At 68.9% G+C, this 16,761-nt stretch carries 17 protein-coding genes; 3 read left to right on the top strand and 14 right to left on the bottom strand.

Annotation, left to right across the window (positions count from 1 at the left end; all coding sequences use genetic code 11):
* Positions 1 to 2: 2 nt before the first annotated feature.
* Genes ACF8NF_RS06850 through ACF8NF_RS06840 form a run of 3 tightly spaced genes read right to left on the bottom strand, consistent with a single transcriptional unit; the run spans position 3 to position 2,327 of the window.
* Positions 3 to 332, bottom strand: a complete 330-nt coding sequence (locus tag ACF8NF_RS06850; RefSeq protein ID WP_016446603.1) for a DUF1840 domain-containing protein — start codon at positions 330 to 332, stop codon at positions 3 to 5.
* A gap of 33 nt (positions 333 to 365) precedes the next feature.
* Positions 366 to 1,694 carry a class I SAM-dependent methyltransferase gene (locus tag ACF8NF_RS06845; protein WP_392450312.1) on the bottom strand — a complete coding sequence of 443 codons (1,329 nt, stop codon included), beginning with the start codon at positions 1,692 to 1,694 and terminating at the stop codon, positions 366 to 368.
* Between the two features lie 24 nt (positions 1,695 to 1,718).
* Positions 1,719 to 2,327 carry a hypothetical protein gene (locus ACF8NF_RS06840; protein ID WP_016446605.1) on the bottom strand — a complete coding sequence of 203 codons (609 nt, stop codon included), beginning with the start codon at positions 2,325 to 2,327 and terminating at the stop codon, positions 1,719 to 1,721.
* Positions 2,328 to 2,349: 22 nt separating this feature from the next.
* Here ACF8NF_RS06840 and ACF8NF_RS06835 point away from each other — a divergent pair, with 22 nt between their 5' ends.
* Complete coding sequence (locus ACF8NF_RS06835; protein ID WP_392450402.1) at positions 2,350 to 3,618, top strand: aminopeptidase; 1,269 nt, start codon at positions 2,350 to 2,352, stop codon at positions 3,616 to 3,618.
* On the opposite strand, the gene ACF8NF_RS06830 is transcribed toward ACF8NF_RS06835, so the two are convergent.
* Both ACF8NF_RS06830 and ACF8NF_RS06825 read right to left on the bottom strand, forming a co-directional pair.
* Complete coding sequence (locus ACF8NF_RS06830; RefSeq protein ID WP_392450311.1) at positions 3,570 to 4,997, bottom strand: ATP-binding protein; 1,428 nt, start codon at positions 4,995 to 4,997, stop codon at positions 3,570 to 3,572. The genes ACF8NF_RS06835 and ACF8NF_RS06830 overlap by 49 nt on opposite strands.
* Positions 4,990 to 5,664 carry a response regulator transcription factor gene (locus ACF8NF_RS06825; protein WP_016446608.1) on the bottom strand — a complete coding sequence of 225 codons (675 nt, stop codon included), beginning with the start codon at positions 5,662 to 5,664 and terminating at the stop codon, positions 4,990 to 4,992. Before ACF8NF_RS06825 ends, ACF8NF_RS06830 begins: the two co-directional genes overlap by 8 nt.
* Before the next feature lie 146 nt (positions 5,665 to 5,810).
* Between ACF8NF_RS06825 and ACF8NF_RS06820 the strand changes: the two genes are divergently transcribed.
* Positions 5,811 to 7,577, top strand: coding sequence for a phosphoethanolamine transferase (locus tag ACF8NF_RS06820; protein ID WP_252651550.1), 1,767 nt, complete (start codon positions 5,811 to 5,813; stop codon positions 7,575 to 7,577).
* An 18-nt stretch (positions 7,578 to 7,595) separates the two neighbouring features.
* Here the strand turns inward: ACF8NF_RS06820 and ACF8NF_RS06815 are convergent, their stop codons facing one another.
* The 6 genes from ACF8NF_RS06815 to ACF8NF_RS06790 all read right to left on the bottom strand — a co-directional run bounded on the left by ACF8NF_RS06815 (position 7,596) and on the right by ACF8NF_RS06790 (position 12,469).
* Positions 7,596 to 8,111 carry a nucleoside deaminase gene (locus ACF8NF_RS06815; protein ID WP_074920674.1) on the bottom strand — a complete coding sequence of 172 codons (516 nt, stop codon included), beginning with the start codon at positions 8,109 to 8,111 and terminating at the stop codon, positions 7,596 to 7,598.
* Positions 8,112 to 8,125: 14 nt separating this feature from the next.
* Positions 8,126 to 8,893, bottom strand: a complete 768-nt coding sequence (locus ACF8NF_RS06810; protein WP_012203071.1) for an ABC transporter permease — start codon at positions 8,891 to 8,893, stop codon at positions 8,126 to 8,128.
* A gap of 16 nt (positions 8,894 to 8,909) precedes the next feature.
* Entirely contained in the window at positions 8,910 to 9,752 is an 843-nt protein-coding gene (locus ACF8NF_RS06805) for an ABC transporter ATP-binding protein (protein WP_017406667.1), read from the bottom strand.
* A gap of 69 nt (positions 9,753 to 9,821) precedes the next feature.
* Positions 9,822 to 10,859, bottom strand: a complete 1,038-nt coding sequence (locus tag ACF8NF_RS06800; protein ID WP_392450309.1) for an ABC transporter substrate-binding protein — start codon at positions 10,857 to 10,859, stop codon at positions 9,822 to 9,824.
* A gap of 55 nt (positions 10,860 to 10,914) precedes the next feature.
* The gene (locus ACF8NF_RS06795) at positions 10,915 to 11,430 is read right to left on the bottom strand and encodes a nucleoside deaminase (protein ID WP_012203068.1); all 516 of its coding nucleotides are present in this window, start codon (positions 11,428 to 11,430) and stop codon (positions 10,915 to 10,917) included.
* 10 nt (positions 11,431 to 11,440) lie between these two features.
* The gene (locus ACF8NF_RS06790) at positions 11,441 to 12,469 is read right to left on the bottom strand and encodes an ABC transporter substrate-binding protein (RefSeq protein WP_016446613.1); all 1,029 of its coding nucleotides are present in this window, start codon (positions 12,467 to 12,469) and stop codon (positions 11,441 to 11,443) included.
* A gap of 606 nt (positions 12,470 to 13,075) precedes the next feature.
* On the opposite strand from ACF8NF_RS06790, the gene ACF8NF_RS06785 reads away from it, so the two are divergent.
* The gene (locus ACF8NF_RS06785) at positions 13,076 to 14,098 is read left to right on the top strand and encodes an isopenicillin N synthase family oxygenase (RefSeq protein ID WP_016451933.1); all 1,023 of its coding nucleotides are present in this window, start codon (positions 13,076 to 13,078) and stop codon (positions 14,096 to 14,098) included.
* 227 nt (positions 14,099 to 14,325) lie between these two features.
* Here ACF8NF_RS06785 and ACF8NF_RS06780 read toward each other — a convergent pair whose 3' ends face one another.
* The 3 genes from ACF8NF_RS06780 to ACF8NF_RS06770 form a co-directional block, all read right to left on the bottom strand.
* On the bottom strand, positions 14,326 to 14,580 hold the full coding sequence (locus ACF8NF_RS06780; RefSeq protein WP_012203065.1) for an acyl-CoA-binding protein: 255 nt from the start codon (positions 14,578 to 14,580) through the stop codon (positions 14,326 to 14,328).
* Positions 14,581 to 14,695: 115 nt separating this feature from the next.
* Positions 14,696 to 15,475: an ABC transporter ATP-binding protein gene (locus ACF8NF_RS06775; RefSeq protein WP_017407671.1), complete on the bottom strand. Its 780-nt coding sequence runs from the start codon at positions 15,473 to 15,475 to the stop codon at positions 14,696 to 14,698.
* Between the two features lie 61 nt (positions 15,476 to 15,536).
* Positions 15,537 to 16,745 (bottom strand): M20 aminoacylase family protein, encoded by a 1,209-nt coding sequence (locus tag ACF8NF_RS06770; RefSeq protein ID WP_133073434.1) that lies wholly within the window; start codon positions 16,743 to 16,745, stop codon positions 15,537 to 15,539.
* Between the last annotated feature and the right edge of the window lie 16 nt (positions 16,746 to 16,761).

Below are 16,761 nucleotides of genomic sequence, written 5' to 3'. Positions count from 1 at the left end.
GCTTACCAGGTGACGTCGCTGTTCTCGGCGGCGCTGCGGCGCAGCATGTCGATCATGGGCGCAGCGCGCTGGCGCAGGCTGACGGCATCGCGTGCGCCCGGTGCGGCATTGTCCTGGTCGCCATCCTGCGCATCCTCTTCCTGGTTGGCCTTGCGGCGGGCATCGTCATCGGCCACGGCGGCTTCCAGCGCATCGATGGCGGCCGGGATCTGCTGGACGGTGATGATGCCGCTGGCGCCGGGCGTCTTGCCGACGATCTCCAGGACCTGGCGGCCGTTGGATTCGAGCATGATGACGTCGGCCGTGGCACGGGACTTGAACTTGTAGAGCATGGCTATCCTTTTTCTGTGTGGCGTGTCATGCACTCAGCGGTACATGTACTCGCGGTTGAAAGCATAGTCCGATTGGGCTCCCACCATGGACCCCGACTGCAGCCGTCCGTCGGGATGCGTGCACAGCATCTGGTGCAGGGCGATCCAGCCGCGCTCGAAGCCCATGGCGCAACCCGCCAGATAGAGCCGGTAGGCGCGCAGCACCTTGGCGGCACCTTCGGCATCGGCATGCTGCTCAAGGATACGCTGCGCCTGCGGCAGCTGGGCCTCCAGTGCGTCGGACCAGTTCCACAGCGTGCGTGCGTAGTGGGGCCGCAGGTTCTCCGTGTCCACCATTTCCAGCCCGCTGTGGCCCATGTCGTGCAGCACGCGGCTCACATGCATCAGCTCGCCGCCGGGGAAGATGTAGCGGTCGATGAACTCGCCCATTCCCGCGCCCAGCTGGGTGTTGTCCACGCCGCCCGCGGTGATGCCGTGGATCAGCGCCATGCCGCCCGGGCGCAGCAGGCGGTGCACGGTCTGGAAGTACTCGGGCAGCTGGGCCTGGCCCACATGCTCGAACATGCCCACCGAGCCTATCTTGTCGAAGGGCTGGCCGGGCGCCAGCGCGCGGTAGTCCAGCAGTTGCATGTCCACCCTGCCCTGCAGGCCGCGCTCGGCAATCAGCTGCTGCACATGGCGGTGCTGGTTGTGCGAGAGCGTGATGCCCGTGGCCGTGACACCGTAATGCTCGGCCGCCCACAGCAGCAGCGCGCCCCAGCCCGCGCCGATGTCCAGGAAACGCTCGCCGGGCCGCAGGTCCAGCTTGCGGCAGATGTGGTCGAGCTTGGCCTCCTGGGCCTGGGCCAGCGTCATCTGCGGATCGCGGAAGTAGGCGCAGGAATAGACGCGGCGCGGGTCCAGCCACAGGCCGTAGAAGTCGTCGGAGATGTCGTAGTGGAACTGGATCTGCTGGGCGTCGCGCGCCAGCGTGTGCGCGGCCATGGAGCGCATGCGGGCCATGGCATGCACCCACCAGTGCGATGTGCCGCGCACCGGATCGGATTGCAGCAGGCTGGCGGCCACCGCCATCACGTCGCGCATGCGGCCATCGATGCGTACCAGCCCCTCCACGATGGCACTGCCCAGTGTCCCTATCTGCCCGGCCGCCAGGCTGGCCATGGCCGCCATGGACTGGAAATGCAGCACCACCTGCGCATCCGCAGGACCGGCGCGCTGGCCGGACGGCAGGATCACGGCCACGGGAATAGGGAGAGACGCCAGCCGCGCCTCGATGGAGCTCAGCACTTGTGTCATGGCGTTCATTTTTGACAGCAAGCCGCACTGCGTCAATCGCAGCCTGGGCTGTGCATGGCGGGGCATGGCGCCCCGCCACAGAGGTGGCGATCAGGCGATCAGCTGCCTGTAGTCGCGCCGTGTCTGGTCACTCACCGAAGCAAGCACTTGCTCGAAGGGCGTCTTGTGCCGTGCGACCAGCCGCAGGGATGCCACGGCGCGCGATTTGCAAAACCAATGACAGGTGTACTGCATGAGCAACAGCTCGGCCGTCATCATGAAGGCGCGCGCACGGCGTTCTTCCTCGGTGGCGCTGTCGGCCACGCGCACGGAGGCAATGCCGCGCGCATGCAGCTGCATGGCTTCGCGCAGATCGAAGCCGGACGACGGGAACAGCCGGTCCAGATAGGGCAGCGCCACGGGCAGCGTGCTCACGCGCGTGAGCTGCGGATCGGCCGAGGCCATTTCCTTGGCAAAGCGCTGGAACTGCTCGACCAGGCTGGTTTCGGTGTTGTCCAGCACGGTCCAGATCTGGGCGCGGCGCTGCTCGTCGTTCTCGCCCAGGGCGCGCAGATAGCCTTCGATCAGGCCGCCCATCAGCTTCTCTATCTGGAAACGCCCCAGATACTGGGCCAGCAGCAGGGTATGCCGGCGCTGCTCCTGCGTCTTGAGAAGGTAGATTGCGATGAAGACAATGATCGCCAGCGTGAAGAAGTCCATGAAAGCAGCAAGGGGGCCAAGGGTGCGTGAAGGCTTGAGTGTAGTCAGGCGCGGCCTGCCCGCGATTTTGGCGGGCATAGGCCTGCTGCTGGGCGGCTGTGCCAGCACGGGGGCCGGCGGCGACGGCCTGGGCTATTACTGGCAAAGCCTGCGCGGCCAGATACACCTGCTGCAGGCCAGCCGCCCCATTGACGACTGGCTGCAGGACGACAACCTGGCACCCGCGCTGCGCGAGCGCCTGCTTGCGGCCCAGCGCATGCGCAGCTTCGCCGTGCAACGGCTGGGCCTGCCCGATAACGCCAGCTACCGCCGCTACGCCGATCTGCAGCGGCCCTTTGCCGTGTGGAACGTGGTGGCCGCGCCGCCCGACAGCCTGGAGCTGCACCGCTGGTGCTTTCCCGTGGCCGGCTGCGTGGGCTACCGGGGCTACTTTTCCGAGGCAGACGCCGTGGCCCAGGCCCGGCTGCTGGCCGACCAGGGCCTGGAGTCCGGCAGCTACGGCGTGCCCGCCTATTCCACGCTGGGCTACCTGAACTGGCTGGGGGGCGATCCGCTGCTCAACACCTTCGTGGGCTGGGGCGAAGGCGAGTTCGCCGGCCTGCTGTTCCATGAGCTGGCCCACCAGGTGGTCTACGTGGCCGGCGATACCGCCTTCAACGAATCCTTTGCCACCACCGTGGAGCGCCTGGGCACAACGCTGTGGCTGGCCACCGAGGCCGGCCCAGCCGCCCGCGCGCGCTGGGAGTCCAGCCAGCTGCGGCGTACGCAGTGGCGGGCACTGACCGGGCGCACGCGCCAGGCGCTGCAGCAGCTGTACCAGGACCCGCAGCGCGGCCCCGCCATGCAGCAGGCCAAGGCGCAGATCTACCAGCAGTTGCGCAGCGACTACGCTGCGCTGCGTGCGCAATGGCGCAGCGCCGATGCAGCCTTGCTGACGACCGACGCACAGCGCCAGCTCTACGACCGCAACCAGGCGCGGCTGGACCAATGGGTGGCCGATGCCAACAACGCCAGCTTCGGCGCGCTGGCCGCCTATGACGACTGGGTGCCGGCCTTCACCGCGCTGTGGAAGCAGGCGCAGACCCAGGCGCCGGCCCAGGCCGGCGGCGAGGCCGCCCAGGGCTGGCAGCGTTTCTATGCCGAGGTAGAGAAACTGGCCGCCCTGCCTGCCTTGCAGCGCAACACAAGGCTGTGCGGTCTCATGCCCGCCGATGCGCCCCTGCCGTCTGCCTGCGCCCCGGATCAGGCCGGGGCGTCGGGATCCGCGGACGGATCGCGCCCCGGCAACTGAATGCGTGCCAGCAGGCCGCTGGAGCTGCCAGGCGGTGGCGACTGCAGCTCCAGGCTGCCGCCGTGCTGGGCCACGATCATGGACACGATGGACAGGCCCAGGCCATAGCCCGGCGATGCCAGTTCGCGCACGGCGCCCTGGGGCAGGCGCAGATCGTCCACATGGCGCACATGGCGCTCGCGCGCGGTGCCCAGCGCCACGGCGTCCATGCCCGGCCCCTCGTCGCGCACCTGGACGGTATGGCTGTCGCAGACTTCGAGCAGCACCTCCGAGCCATCGCTGTAGCGCAGCGCGTTCTCCACCAGGTTGCGCAAGGCAATGGCCAGCGTGTCCACGTCGCCCGCCACCGGCCCGCAGGGCTGCTCGGGCAGCACCACATCCAGCCGCAGCTGGGTGGATTCGTCCTGCTGCCAGAACTCGGAGGCCACCATGCTGGCCAGCGTGTCCAGCCGCACATCGTCCTGCGCCAGCGCCGAGCCCGAGGCCGCGCGCGACAGCTGCAGCAGCTTTTCCGTGCGCTGGCTCAGCCGCTCCAGCGCCTCGTGCGCGGCCCGCACGTCGGCGTTGTCCACGCCACGGTCCAGGGCCGTCTGCAGGCGCAGCGTGGCCACGGCCAGCGGCGTGCGCAGCTCGTGGGCCGCATTGGCGGCCATGGAGCGCTCCACCTGCAGCGCATGCGACAGGCGCTGCATCAGGTGGTTGATGCCCCGGCCCAGCCGCCACAGCTCGCGCGGCATGGCGTCCAGGTCCAGCGGCTCCAGGTTGGAGCCGCCGCGCTCGCTCAGCTGCAGCTGCATGTCGCGCAGCACGCGCAGGCGCCGCCGCGCGGTCACGCGCAGCGCCCAGCCCATGAGGGCGAGCATGACCAGCATCACCGAGCCCAGCGCCAGCAGCGCCCGCTGCAGCGCCTCGCTGCGCTCGACCATGGGATCGGCCAGCATCAGGAACAGCGGCTGCCGGGGATGGGCCACCACATAGATGCGCCAGCCCTCGCGCTCGTAGAAGCCCTCGCGCATGGGCACGGCAAAGGCCGCCACGGGGGCGGCCTGGGTGCGCAGCAGCACGTTGCCGCGGCCGTCCTGCAGTTGGTAGACCAGATCCTCGGCCTCGTCGCCCGGCTGCGAGGCCACATGCGGGCGCTGCACGCCCTCGCGCGAGTGGTCTTCCTGTTCCAGCTGGTGCACGGCCACCTCCAGCAGGCGGTGGCCGCTGTCGATCATTTCCTGGTCGAAGTTGTGGTGCACGATGTGGCTGACATACCAGGCCAGCGCCAGCACGCAGGCCAGCCAGACGGCGGCCAGGGCCAGTGTCAGCTCGCGGGCCAGCTGGTCTGCCAGACGGGGCGGCAGCGCCAGGCTGTAGCGCTGCGGCTCATCCATGCTCGAGGGCCAGGCGGTAGCCGGTGCCGCGCACGGTCAGGATGCGGTCGCGCCCGAGCTTGCGGCGCAGCCGGCTGATGAACACTTCCAGCGTGTTGCTGTCGGCCTCGGCATCGAAGCCGTAGAGCGCATCGAGCAGATGCTCGCGCGCGTGCACACGCTGCGGCTGGGCCGTGAGCACGCGCAGCAGCGCCCATTCCTTGGGCGTGAGCAGCAGGGTGCGGCCGGCGTCGCGCACCATTTCACGGGCCAGGTCGATCTCCAGCGTGCCCATGCGCAGCACGGCGTCCTGCCCGGCCTGCATGCCGCCGCCGCGCCGGCTCACGGCGCGCAGGCGGGCCAGCAGTTCCTCGGGGTCGTAGGGCTTGACCAGATAGTCGTCGGCGCCCGCGTCCAGCCCGCGGATGCGGTCGCTGACCTGGTCGCGGGCCGTCAGCACGATGGTGACGGGAGGCTGCGCCAGCCGGCGCAGCGTGGGCATGAGCGCCAGGCCGTCACCGTCGGCCAGGTGCAGGTCCAGCAGCACGGCCGCGTAGCTGGCACCGGCCAGGCAGGCGCGCGCCTGGGCCAGAGAAGGCACGCTGTCGATCAGAAAGGCCTTGGAGCGCAGATAGCTGCCCACCGCCTGGGCCAGGGCCTCATCGTCTTCGACCAGCAGGATTCGCATGGGAGGTTGGGCCTTCGCACATCAGGATGCGCACCGGATACGGACGGTACAAGCGTGGCGCAAGGGGGGCGGCAGGGGTTCAAGCTGAACGGAGTCTGAACGCGGGGTTCAGATGTTCTTAAGCTGCGAATTCTACGCTCGCGGCCATGTCAGAACGCCTGCTCGCCCGCCCCCCCTTTGCCGGCTCCTCCGGCACCGGCCAAGCCCCGGCCCCATCTTCTGCCCAGCCTGCCCAGGCGGCCCCCGCCAGCCTCGCGGCACGGCTGCGCACGGCCTGGACCGCACCGCGCTCGCCCCAGGCCGTGGCCCTGGTGCTGGCGCTGTGGCTGCTGGCCACCGCCAACTGGGCGCTGTGGCGGCGCCTGCCCCACCTGGAAGGCTATGACGGCAGCCTGGCCGCCCTGGTGCTGCGGCTGCTGCCCCTGGGCCTGGGCGGCCTGCTGCTGCTGCTGTCGCTGACGGCCTGGCCGCGCGGCATGAAGCCGCTGTGGATTGCCCTGCCCTGGATTGCCGGCGCGGCCCAGTACTTCATGACCGCCTACGGCACGGTGATGGACGGCGGCATGATCAACAACATCCTGCAGACCGACCTGCGCGAGAGCAGCGACCTGTTCAACCCCCAGCTGCTGCTGCAGCTGCTGCTGGTGGCCGGCCTGCCCACGGCCTGGCTGCTGCGGCTGCGCGTCATCCGCCCGCGCCGCGGCATGCAGACCGTGCTGCGCACGCTGGCGCTGCTGGCCGCCTCGGTGCTGCTGCTGGCGGCCTCGGTCTTTGTCTCGTACCGCGAGCTGGCGCCCGTGGTCCGCAACAACCTGTGGATGCGCCACATGCTCAATCCGGTCAGCCCGGTGCTGGCCTCGCTGGATGCGGTGCTCAAGCCCATCCTGCGGCCCAAGCGCCCGTTCGCCAGCATCGCGGCCGGCGCCACGCTGGGGGCCACCTATGCGGCCGAGCGCAAGCCGCCGCTGTTCGTCATCGTCGTGGGCGAGACGGCGCGCGCCGCCAACTGGGGCCTGAACGGCTATGCGCGCGACACCACGCCCGAGCTGGCCAGGCGCCAGGTGCTCAACTGGAGCAACGTGACCTCCTGCGGCACCAGCACGCGCGAATCCGTGCCCTGCATGTTCTCGCACCTGGGCCGCACCGGCTTCTACAAGAGCAAGGTGGACTACGACAACCTCGTGGACGTGCTGTACAGCGCCGGCCTGGCCGTGCTGTGGCTGGACAACCAGGCCGGCTGCAAGGGCGTGTGCGACCGCATTCCCAACGCCAGCACGGCCGACCGCCTGGACACGCCCGACGGCAAGGCCCTGTGCTCCAGCGATGGAGAATGCCTGGACGGCATCCTGCTCAGCGGCATCGACGAACGCATCGCCGCGCTGCCGCGCGAGCGCCGCGAGCGCGGCGTGGTGCTGGTCATGCACCAGATGGGCAGCCACGGGCCGGCCTACTACAAGCGCTCCACGCCGGAGACCAAGGTCTTCCAGCCCGAATGCCTGACCAACGCGCTGTCCAGCTGCACGCGCGAGCAGGTGGTCAATGTCTACGACAACTCCATCCGCTACAACGACCATTTCCTGTCGCAGACCATCGATTGGCTGACGCGCCAGCAATCGCGCTACCAGACCGGCATGGTCTACATGTCCGATCACGGCGAGTCGCTGGGCGAGATGGGCATCTACCTGCACGGCATGCCCTACGCCATGGCGCCCGACGAGCAAAAGCACATTCCCATGATCGCCTGGCTGGGCAACCTGGGCGAGCGCACCGGCGTGTCCGAACGCTGCGTGCGCGGCCAGCTGGACGCGCCGCTGTCGCACGACAACCTCTACCACACCACCCTGGGCCTGCTGGACGTGACCAGCCCCACCTACCAGAAGCCTCTGGACGCGCTGGCCGGCTGCCGCAGTTGAGCCGCCCGCGCAGGCGGCTCAGCCCTGTTGCCAGAAGCCCCGGTGCGGCGCCAGCATCTCCTCCTGCAGCGCAGGCACGGGCCCCACGACCTGCACGCTGCGCTGCCCGCGCGCGAAGACCTCGCGGCAGGGCAGGGACAGCGTGGGATTTTCGGGATGGTTGCCCGTCAGCGCCAGCAGCGCCGTTTCCTCGGCGCCGTAGAGCACGCGGCCTATGCCGGCCCAGTAGATGGTTCCGGCGCACATGGCGCAGGGCTCGAAGGTGGTGACCAGGGTGCACTGCGCCAGGTAGGCGCCCGGATAGTTGGCGGCGGCCGTGCGCGCCAGCGTGGACTCGGCATGGTTCACCGTGTCGATGTTGCCCTGCTCGGCCAGCACGGTCTCGCCGTCGGGCGCCAGCAGCAGCGCGCCAAAGGGGTGGCGGCCCATGGCCATGGCCCGCTCGGCCACGGCGCCTGCGCGGCGCAGCTGGCGGGCCGCCTGTTCGTCGGTCAGGGGCGTCATGGAAGGTGTCGTCGCGGGTGCGGGCGTCATGGCCGGATTCTCCTTCACTCGCCCTGCGAGCCGCGCCGGGCCCAGCCCGTGGTGCGCTTTTCGATGGCGCTGAACAGCTCGTACATCACCATGGCCATGGCGCCCACCACGATGAGGCCTGCAAAGGCCAGGCCCATCTGCATGGACGAGCCGGCCGACACCAGCAGGTAGCCGATGCCTTCGTTGGCCGCGGTCATCTCGCTGACCGTGGTGCCCACGAAGGCCAGGGTGATCGCCACCTTCAGCGAGCCGTAGAAGTACGGCATGGAGCGCGGCAGGCCGACCTTGATGAGCACGTCCCAGCGCCGGGCGCCCAGCACGCGCAGCACATCCTCCAGCTCGGGCTCCAGCGTGGCCAGGCCGGTGGCGATGTTGACCATGATGGGAAAGAAGCTGATCAGGAAGGCCGTGAGGATGGCCGGTCCCGCGCCGATGCCGAACCAGACCACCAGGATGGGCACGAAGGCCGCCTTGGGCAGTGCGTTGAAGGCGGTCATCAGCGGATAGAACGCCGCATAGGCCAGGCGCGAGGAGCCGATCAGAAAGCCCAGCAGCACGCCCACCACGATGGCGATGCCAAAGCCCGCCATCGTCACCCAGTAGGTGCGCCAGGCGTGGGCGGCGATGATGCCGCTGAACTCGGCCAGCTGCCGGCCGATGGCCCAGGGGCTGGGGAAGATGAATTCCGAGACCTCGAAGGCCGAGCAGATGACCTGCCACAGCAGGATGACCGCCAGCAGCAGCACCCAGGGCGCCCAGCGTTCCGCGTATTTCTTGTGCATGTGAATCTCCCCCGTTCTATTGTTGGATGGCCGCGCCGGTCTTGCGCATGGCGCCGATGTGGCCGCGCAGCTCGTGCACGATGTCGGTGAATTCGCGCGTGTAGGTCAGCTCCAGCTCGCGCGGGCGCGGCAGCTCGATGTCGCGGCGCACCACGAAGCGGCCCGGGCTCTTGCTCATCACGTACACGGTGTCGGCCAGGAAGACGCTTTCGCGCAGGTCGTGCGTGACCAGGATGACGTTGAAGCGCTGCTCGGCCTGCAGGTCGCGCAGCACGCACCACAGCTCCTCGCGCGTGAAGGCGTCCAGCGCGCCGAAGGGCTCGTCCAGCAGCAGCATCTGGGGCTCGTGGATCAGCGCGCGGCAGATGCTGGCGCGCTGCTGCATGCCGCCCGACAGCTGCCAGGGGTACTTGTCCTCGTAGCCGCCCAGGCCCACCTTCTGCAGCAGGGCGCGCGCACGCGCCTCGTACTCCTTGCGCTTTTGGCGGAACTGCGAGCGGTGCGGCTCCACGATCTCCAGCGGCAGCAGCACGTTGTCCACCGTGGTGCGCCAGGGCAGCAGCGACGGCGCCTGGAAGGCCATGCCCGAGATCTTCAGCGGCCCGGTCACACGCTCGCCGTTGACCATGACACGGCCCATGGAGGGCATCTTCAGCCCCGTGGTCAGCTTCATGAAGGTGGACTTGCCGCAGCCCGAGGGGCCGACGATGGCGATGAACTCGCCGCGCCGCACCTGCAGGTCGATGGCCTCGACCGCGAAGTGGTTGGCGCGCAGCAGCTCCTCGTTGTAGGCAAGCCAGACGTCGCGGAACTCGACGAAGAAGGCGTCGTCATCGCCGTGGGATGTGGAGGAATTCATGTCAGGCAGCAGGCAAGGGCCGTGCACGCCACCCGCTGGCGCACGCGCACGGTGTCAATCACTTTGTCGTCACTTCTTGGGCAGGATGTTCAGCTCGGCCGCAGACGGCAGGAAGCTGCCGTTCCAGACCTCGGCCGGGTTCACGCGCGTCTTGGTGGCGTAGACATCGGAGACCTGCGACGCCATCAGCGACAGCCGTGTGGGCACGACCTGGCCAAAGCCTTCGGCACGCGCGTCGGCGCTGTTGACCACGGTGTCGATGGCCAGCTGCAGGCGGCGCGTCTCCAGCTGGGTGTTGACGATGCCGTCGCGCTCCTTCACGTAGGCAATGGCCGCGCCCGGGTGGGCGATGACTTCCTTGGCCCCCTTGGCGAAGGCCTGCAGGAAGGCCTTGATGGCGGCCGGGTTCTCCTTGATCAGCTTCGGGCTGGCGATGATGGCGTTGCCGTACAGCTTCACGCCGAAGTCCGCATAGGGCATGACCACCACATCGGCGGCCTTGATGCCGCGCGCCTCCAGGTTCAGCAGCGAGGTGAAGGTGAAGCCCGTGATGGCATCCACGTCGCCGCGCACCAGCATGGTCTCGCGCAGCGGCGGGTCCATGGCCGTCCACTGCACGGTGCCGACCTGGTTGGCCTTGGCGAACAGCGGGAAGGCGCGGCGGCCCGCATCGAACACGGGCGCGCCCAGCTTCTTGCCGGTGAGGTCGGCCGTCTTGGCGATGCCGCTTTTCTTGAGCGCCATCACCGAGGCCGGCGTGTTGTTGTAGACCATCATCACGGCCACGGGCTTGTTGGGCATGTCCGGGTTGTTGGCCTGGAACTCCATCAGCGCCGCGATGTCGGCAAAGCCCAGGTCATAGGCGCCCGAGGCCACGCGCTGCACCACGCCGCCCGAGCCGCTGCCGGCATCGACCGTGACATCCAGGCCCGCGTCCTTGAAGTAGCCCTTGGCCACCGGCTGCAGGAAGAAGGCGGCCGGCCCCTCGAAGCGCCAGTCCAGCTGGAACTTCAGCGGCGTGGCCGCGTGGGCCTGTGTCTGGGCCATTGCCAGGCCCGCGCTGGCGGACAGGGCCAGGACGGTGTGCAGGAACAGTCGTTTTTGCATGGTGGGCTTCCTCTCTGGTGGTCAAAAGAAACGGTGGGGACGGAACGGGGCCGGGTCAGCTTTTCCAGGCGCCCTGGTGCGATGCGGCGGCCTCGCCGATCAGCGCCGGGCCTATGCATTCGATGGCGTGGGACGAGGCGGCGAACACATCGCGGCAGGACAGCTCGGCATCCTTCTGGTCCAGGCGCTCGCCGCGGAATTCGCGCAGGCGCACGGCGTCTATGCCGTAGACCACGCGGCCTATGGCCGACCAGAAGATGGCGCCCGCGCACATCACGCAGGGCTCGGCCGATGAATACAAGGTGGCTGCGGACAGCGCCTCGCGGTCATGCAGGGGGCTGGCCAGGCGGATGGCCGACAGCTCGGCATGGGCCGTGCAGTCGCCGCTCTCGCCGTTGGCGTTGGAGGCCTCGGCCAGCACGCGGCCATCGGCGGCCACGATGAGTGCGCCGAAAGGGCGGTTGCCGCGCTGGCGCGCGCGGTCGGCCATGGCGATGGCGCGGCGCAGGTACAGGCCGTCGCGCTCGTCGAGCGAGGCCTCAAGGGGCAGTGAAACGGTGGCGTGGTCCATGTGCACTCCCTCAGGCCTTGGCCATGCGCGCGGCCAGCGGCGGCAGCAGGCTGCGGTTGAACAGCGCATCGGCCGACACGGGTGCCTTGAGGCCGAAGGCCTGGCTGACCTGCTCGGCCTGGCGGGCCAGCAGCTGCGGGTCGATGTCGCCCAGGCCGTGGCGCTGCGTATCGGGCGCGGCCAGGTATTGCGAGGTGATGGCCCAGCGCGCCAGTTCCAGCTTTTCATCCAGGATGGGCTCGCGCTGGCGCACGGCGGCCACGGCCAGCGCAGGCTGGGCCAGGCATTCGATGAGGGCGCGGTTGCTGGCACGCAGGAATCCCGCCACCAGCGCCGGCTGCTCGGCCACCAGAGCGCTGGAGGCCAGGATGGCATTGCCGTACAGCTGCACGCCCGCATCGGTGTAGCGCAGCACCGACAGCTCCTCGGGCTTGATGCGTGCGAACAGCGACACGGCCGAGTCATGGAAATAGGTGGCCGCATCCACATCGCCGCGCACCACCACGTTGTCGCGCGCCGAGAACTCCGTCGTGGTCCAGGCGAACAGGTCGGCCGGCAGGTTCTGGCGCTGCGCGACCAGGGGCCAGACGCGGCGCGTGGACTCCACGGCGGCGGCGGCCACCTTCTTGCCCTTGAGGCTGGCGAACTCGCCCGTAATGCCCCGGTCCTTGCGGCCGATGATGGCGAACGGCGCGCGGTTGTAGTACTGGTAGACGGCCTGCACGCGCGCCGCGCCCGCGTTCTGCGCGTTGAACTCGATCAGCGAGCTGATGTCGCCCAGGCCCAGCTGGTAGGCGCCGCTGGCCACCCGCGTGATGGATGCCACCGAGCCCGAACCCACGTCGATGCTCACGTCCAGCCCCTCGTCGCGGTAGTAGCCCTTTTGCAGCGCCACGAAAAAGGGCGCGGTCTGCGAGGTCACGCGAAAGTCCAGCGTGAACTTCAGCGGTGTCAGCGCCTTGCCCTGGGCGAAGGCACCGGGCATCACGGCACTGGCAGCGGGAAGGGCGGCGGCGGCAAGGAAATGGCGGCGTTGCATGGTGGAACTCTCAGTCGCTATCAACATGGGGACCGGCCGCTGGCATGGGGCCGGGCGGCTGGCGTGACATGAGCAATTTCCGGGCAACGCGCACTGGGCGCGTGCTGAACGCTTCTACTCGTTCGTCCTTGTATGCAAATGGCGTACCACCCCCTGAGCGGCTGCGCCGCTTCCCCCTCTCTACTTGCTTCGCAAGGGAGGGGGACGACGCCCTCGCCGCGAGGCGGCTCTTGCTCGGCGTCCCTGGCTTTTGACCGCGCCGGTTTTGAAGGAAGCGGGCTGCATGCATCACCTTGGTGCACCACCGACGAGATACGGGCATGCACCACGATTTCTGTGGGCTGCTGCACCACGATGGAACGCGCGCAGCGACGAACCGGCCTGCGCGGGCTGGCGCGCTGTTTGCTTGGGTGGTTGGCAAGAGTAGAAGCGTTCAGCTTGCCGGCCTGTGCCGGCGCGGGTCATTGCTCTTGAAGCGGGTGCGGGAGCGGCGTGGCTGCGACCTGTGCCCTGTCAGCCACTTCAAGAGCGACGGGCGGGATCGGTGTCTTTTTGCGCCGGCCGCCGCGTGCCTTGCCACTGCCTTTGCGGCAAAGGAAACAGACCATGAACATGCTTGCCAACCCCACCCTGCCTTCGGCACCGGCGTCAGATTACGCGCTGGGTGAACTCGCCAAGGAGGCCCGCATGGGCGGCCAGGGGCAGGAGACGCGCGCACGGGAGGTGCGGGTGATCGATATCTCCGACTTCGACCGCCGCAAGGCCGAGATCGCCGATGCGATCTGGCAGGCCTCGGTGGAGATCGGCTTCTTCCAGGTGTCGGGCCACGGTATTCCCCAGCCCGATATCGATGCGGCCTTCGGGCGTGCCGAGCAGTTGTTCGCGCTGCCGCGCGAGGTGAAGGCGCAGTGGCCGCTGTCGCGCAATGCGGGCTGGGAGCACAAGGCGCAGATCCGGCCTTCCACGCGCACGCCCGACCAGAAGGAGTCCTACCAGGTGACGCGCCCGCGCATGGCCGGCCTGTGGCCCACGCAGCAGGAGCTGCCGGGCTTTCAGCAGGCCACGCTGGACTTTGAGCGCCAGTGCTGGCAGGTGGGCATGCAGCTGCTGTCGTGCTTTGCGCACAAGCTGGGCTTCGATGCGGACTTCTTCACGCGCGCCCACGACCCTTCGGTGCCCGCCTACCAGAGCACGCTGCGCATGCTGCATTACTTTGCGGTCGACCCCGCGCTCAAGGATGAGCTGGGCCTGTGGCGCGCAGGCGCCCACACCGACTTCGACTGCCTGACCCTGCTGTTCCAGCGCGCGGGCCAGGGCGGCCTGCAGGTGCTGCCGGGCAAGGAGATGGAGGGCCAGCAATGGACGCCCGTGGACCCCGTGGAGGGCGTGATCACCTGCAACATCGGCGACATGCTCACGCGCTGGAGCGACGACCAGCTGCCCAGCAACTTCCACCGCGTGCGCAATCCCCTGCCCCATGAATACCAGGGCGCGCGCTACAGCCTGGCCTTCTTCTGCCAGGCCAACGAGGACGCGGTGATCGAGGGCCCGCAAAAGAAGTACCCGCCCATCACGGGCGCGGAATATCTGCGCCAGCGCATCAGCGCCAACTTCTCGAACAAATATTGATCCCCCTGAGCGGCTGCGCCGCTTCCCCCTTCTCGCTTCGCGGAGGGGGACGACGCCTTCGGCTGGGCGCCCCCGCCGCGAGGTGGCTCTTGCTCGGCGTCCCTGAGTTGGGCCGCGCCAGTTTCCAGCGCTCCACTCTTTGACATAGTGTGGTGTGGCCTGGCCGGAAACGACAAGGCCCCGGAGTCCGGGGCCTTGCCTGTGTCTGCGATCGGTGGTGGTGTTGATCAGCGCAGCGATTCGATCAGGTCGATGTACTGCTGCTTGGCGTCGTCAGCCGAGGTGTCCTTGAGCTTTTCCCAGGCGTCCCACTTGGCGCGGCCGACCATGTCGGTGAAGCTGGGCTTCTTGGCCTCGTTGTCGCCTTCGGTGGCCTGCTTGTACAGCGCGTAGAGCTTGAGCAGCGTGGCGTTGTCGGGGCGCTCGCTGATCGAGGTGGAGTTCTTGACGGCGGCCTCGAAGGCGGCGTTCAGATCGGACATGGCGGGTCTCCTGGTGGGCGGTTCGTGTAGCGGCACAGTGTAGCCAAAAATGCAGGAATTTAGAACGACCGTGCTTTTTTCACCGTCATCCGAACCGAGACCGGCCATGCCCCTCCTATGCTGCGCTGCACAGGTGCCCGGCCATAGGCCATAGGTCTGCCTCGCAAGGCACGGGGGCCGGCGCCTGGCCCCGGGCGCTGCCCGGTTGCAGGATGCGGCCGTGCTCCATCACGACCACGCGGTCGGCGACGGCGAAGGCCTGCTGGCGGTCTTGCGTCGCATAGACGGCCGTACAACCCAGGCTGCGCAGCAGCCGGGGAATTTCCTCGCACAGGCGCTCGCGCAGGTTGCCGTCGAGGCCGGACAGGGGTTCGTCCAGCAGCACCAGGCGCGGGCGCTCCACCACGGCGCAGGCCAGCGCCGCGCGCTGCTGCTGGCCGCCCGACAGGCTGCCGGGAAGGCGCTCGCCCATGCCCTGCAGCCCGACCAGGCCCAGGGTCTGCTGCACCCGCTCGTGGATCTGCGCGCGAGGCAGGCCGCGCATTTCCAGCGCGAAGGCCACGTTGGCCTGCAGGCTCATATGGGGCCAGAGCGCATGGTCCTGGAGCACCAGGCCCAGCTCGCGCCGCTCGGGCGGCAGGGACTGCGAGGCGCTGGCCGCGCACTGCCCGCCCATCCAGACTTCGCCGCGGCTGGGCTGCTCCAGCCCGGCCAGGATCTTGAGCAGGGTGGTCTTGCCGCAGCCCGAAGGCCCCAGCAGGGCCAGCACCTCGCCGGGGGCGATCTGCAGGCTGATGTCCTGGAGCACGGCGCGCTCGCCGTGGATGCGCTTGAGCTGCCGGGCTTGGACGGCCACGCCCTGCGCGGCGGCCGTGGAGGATTCGATGGAGGTCACAGGGACCGCATGCTAGGTGCGGTGTGTGACATGCCGGTGTCGGCCGGACCCCGCAAGGGCCTCAGCGCGTGGGCTCGCTCAGCCAGCGCTGGGCCAGCTTCACCCAGAACGTGGCGCCCTGCGGAATCAGCTGGTCGTTGAAGTCGTAGCTGGGGTTGTGCAGCGTGCAGGGACCGCCGCCGTGGCCGATGGCGCGGTGGTCGCCGTCGCCATTGGCGATGAAGCAGTAGGCGCCGGGCTTTTCCAGCAGCATGAAGGCGAAGTCCTCGGCGCCCATGGACGGCTCCTGGGGCAGCACGTTGGCCTCGCCCACGACCTCGGCCATGACGCGGCGTGCGAACTCGGCCTCCGGGGCGGAGTTGATGGTGGGCGGGTAGTTGCGCACGAACTCGAACTCGCAGCGCGTGTCATGCGCCGCGCAGATGCTCTCGGCCAGGGTCTTCATGCGCCGCTCGATCAGGTCCAGCACCTCCAGCGTGAAGGTGCGCACCGTGCCCTGCAGCTCCACGCTGTCGGGCACCACGTTCGTGGCCTCGCCCGCATGGACCATGGTGACCGAGACCACGCCCGCCTCGATGGGCTTGACGTTGCGGCTGACGATGGTCTGCAGGCCCAGGATCAGCTGGGCCGCCACGGGCAGCGGGTCGATCACCATGTGCGGCATGGCCGCGTGGCCGCCCTTGCCGCGCACGACGATGCGGAACTCGTTGCTCGACGCCATGGCCGGGCCCGGGCCCACGGCCATGGTGCCGGCCTTCATGCCCGGCCAGTTGTGCATGCCGAACACGGCCTGCATGGGGAACTGGGTGAACAGGCCGTCCTCGACCATCTCGCGCGCCCCGCCGCCGCCCTCTTCGGCCGGCTGGAAGATCAGGTGCACCGTGCCCTCGAAGCTGTCGCGGTGCACGGCCAGGTACTGCGCGGCGGCCAGCAGCATGGCGACATGGCCGTCATGTCCGCAGGCATGCATTTTTCCGGCGTGGCGGCTGGCGTGCTCGAAGGTGTTGAACTCCTGCATGGGCAGGGCGTCCATGTCGGCGCGCAGCCCGATGGCCCGGCCGCTGGCGCCGCCGTCACGGCCGTGGATGGTGCCCACCACGCCCGTGCGGCCCAGGCCGCGGTGCACGGCAATGCCCCAGCCTTCGAGCTGCCGGGCCACCAGGTCGGCGGTGCGCAGTTCCTCGAAGCACAGTTCAGGATGGGCATGTATGTCGCGGCGCAGCGCGGTGATCTCGGGTGCGCTGTCCAGCAGCTCCTGCAGCAAGGCCATGGGGTTCTCCTTCTAG

The organism is Delftia sp. WSY_22, assembly GCF_043104185.1.
GTDB classification, from domain to species: domain Bacteria; phylum Pseudomonadota; class Gammaproteobacteria; order Burkholderiales; family Burkholderiaceae_C; genus Comamonas; species Comamonas tsuruhatensis.
This window is presented reverse-complemented; position numbering and strand designations above follow the sequence as displayed.

What these genes read in the sequence shown, in the direction of transcription:
- ACF8NF_RS06800 (WP_392450309.1), bottom strand. Translation starts at nt 10,859, where the DNA reads ATGCAAAAACGACTGTTCCTGCACACCGTCCTGGCCCTGTCCGCCAGC.
- ACF8NF_RS06805 (WP_017406667.1), bottom strand. Translation starts at nt 9,752, where the DNA reads ATGAATTCCTCCACATCCCACGGCGATGACGACGCCTTCTTCGTCGAG.
- ACF8NF_RS06845 (WP_392450312.1), bottom strand. Translation starts at nt 1,694, where the DNA reads ATGCCCCGCCATGCACAGCCCAGGCTGCGATTGACGCAGTGCGGCTTG.
- ACF8NF_RS06795 (WP_012203068.1), bottom strand. Translation starts at nt 11,430, where the DNA reads ATGGACCACGCCACCGTTTCACTGCCCCTTGAGGCCTCGCTCGACGAG.
- ACF8NF_RS06815 (WP_074920674.1), bottom strand. Translation starts at nt 8,111, where the DNA reads ATGACGCCCGCACCCGCGACGACACCTTCCATGACGCCCCTGACCGAC.
- ACF8NF_RS06825 (WP_016446608.1), bottom strand. Translation starts at nt 5,664, where the DNA reads ATGCGAATCCTGCTGGTCGAAGACGATGAGGCCCTGGCCCAGGCGGTG.
- ACF8NF_RS06785 (WP_016451933.1), top strand. Translation starts at nt 13,076, where the DNA reads ATGAACATGCTTGCCAACCCCACCCTGCCTTCGGCACCGGCGTCAGAT.
- ACF8NF_RS06790 (WP_016446613.1), bottom strand. Translation starts at nt 12,469, where the DNA reads ATGCAACGCCGCCATTTCCTTGCCGCCGCCGCCCTTCCCGCTGCCAGT.
- ACF8NF_RS06770 (WP_133073434.1), bottom strand. Translation starts at nt 16,745, where the DNA reads ATGGCCTTGCTGCAGGAGCTGCTGGACAGCGCACCCGAGATCACCGCG.
- ACF8NF_RS06850 (WP_016446603.1), bottom strand. Translation starts at nt 332, where the DNA reads ATGCTCTACAAGTTCAAGTCCCGTGCCACGGCCGACGTCATCATGCTC.
- ACF8NF_RS06820 (WP_252651550.1), top strand. Translation starts at nt 5,811, where the DNA reads ATGTCAGAACGCCTGCTCGCCCGCCCCCCCTTTGCCGGCTCCTCCGGC.
- ACF8NF_RS06830 (WP_392450311.1), bottom strand. Translation starts at nt 4,997, where the DNA reads ATGGATGAGCCGCAGCGCTACAGCCTGGCGCTGCCGCCCCGTCTGGCA.
- ACF8NF_RS06780 (WP_012203065.1), bottom strand. Translation starts at nt 14,580, where the DNA reads ATGTCCGATCTGAACGCCGCCTTCGAGGCCGCCGTCAAGAACTCCACC.
- ACF8NF_RS06840 (WP_016446605.1), bottom strand. Translation starts at nt 2,327, where the DNA reads ATGGACTTCTTCACGCTGGCGATCATTGTCTTCATCGCAATCTACCTT.
- ACF8NF_RS06810 (WP_012203071.1), bottom strand. Translation starts at nt 8,893, where the DNA reads ATGCACAAGAAATACGCGGAACGCTGGGCGCCCTGGGTGCTGCTGCTG.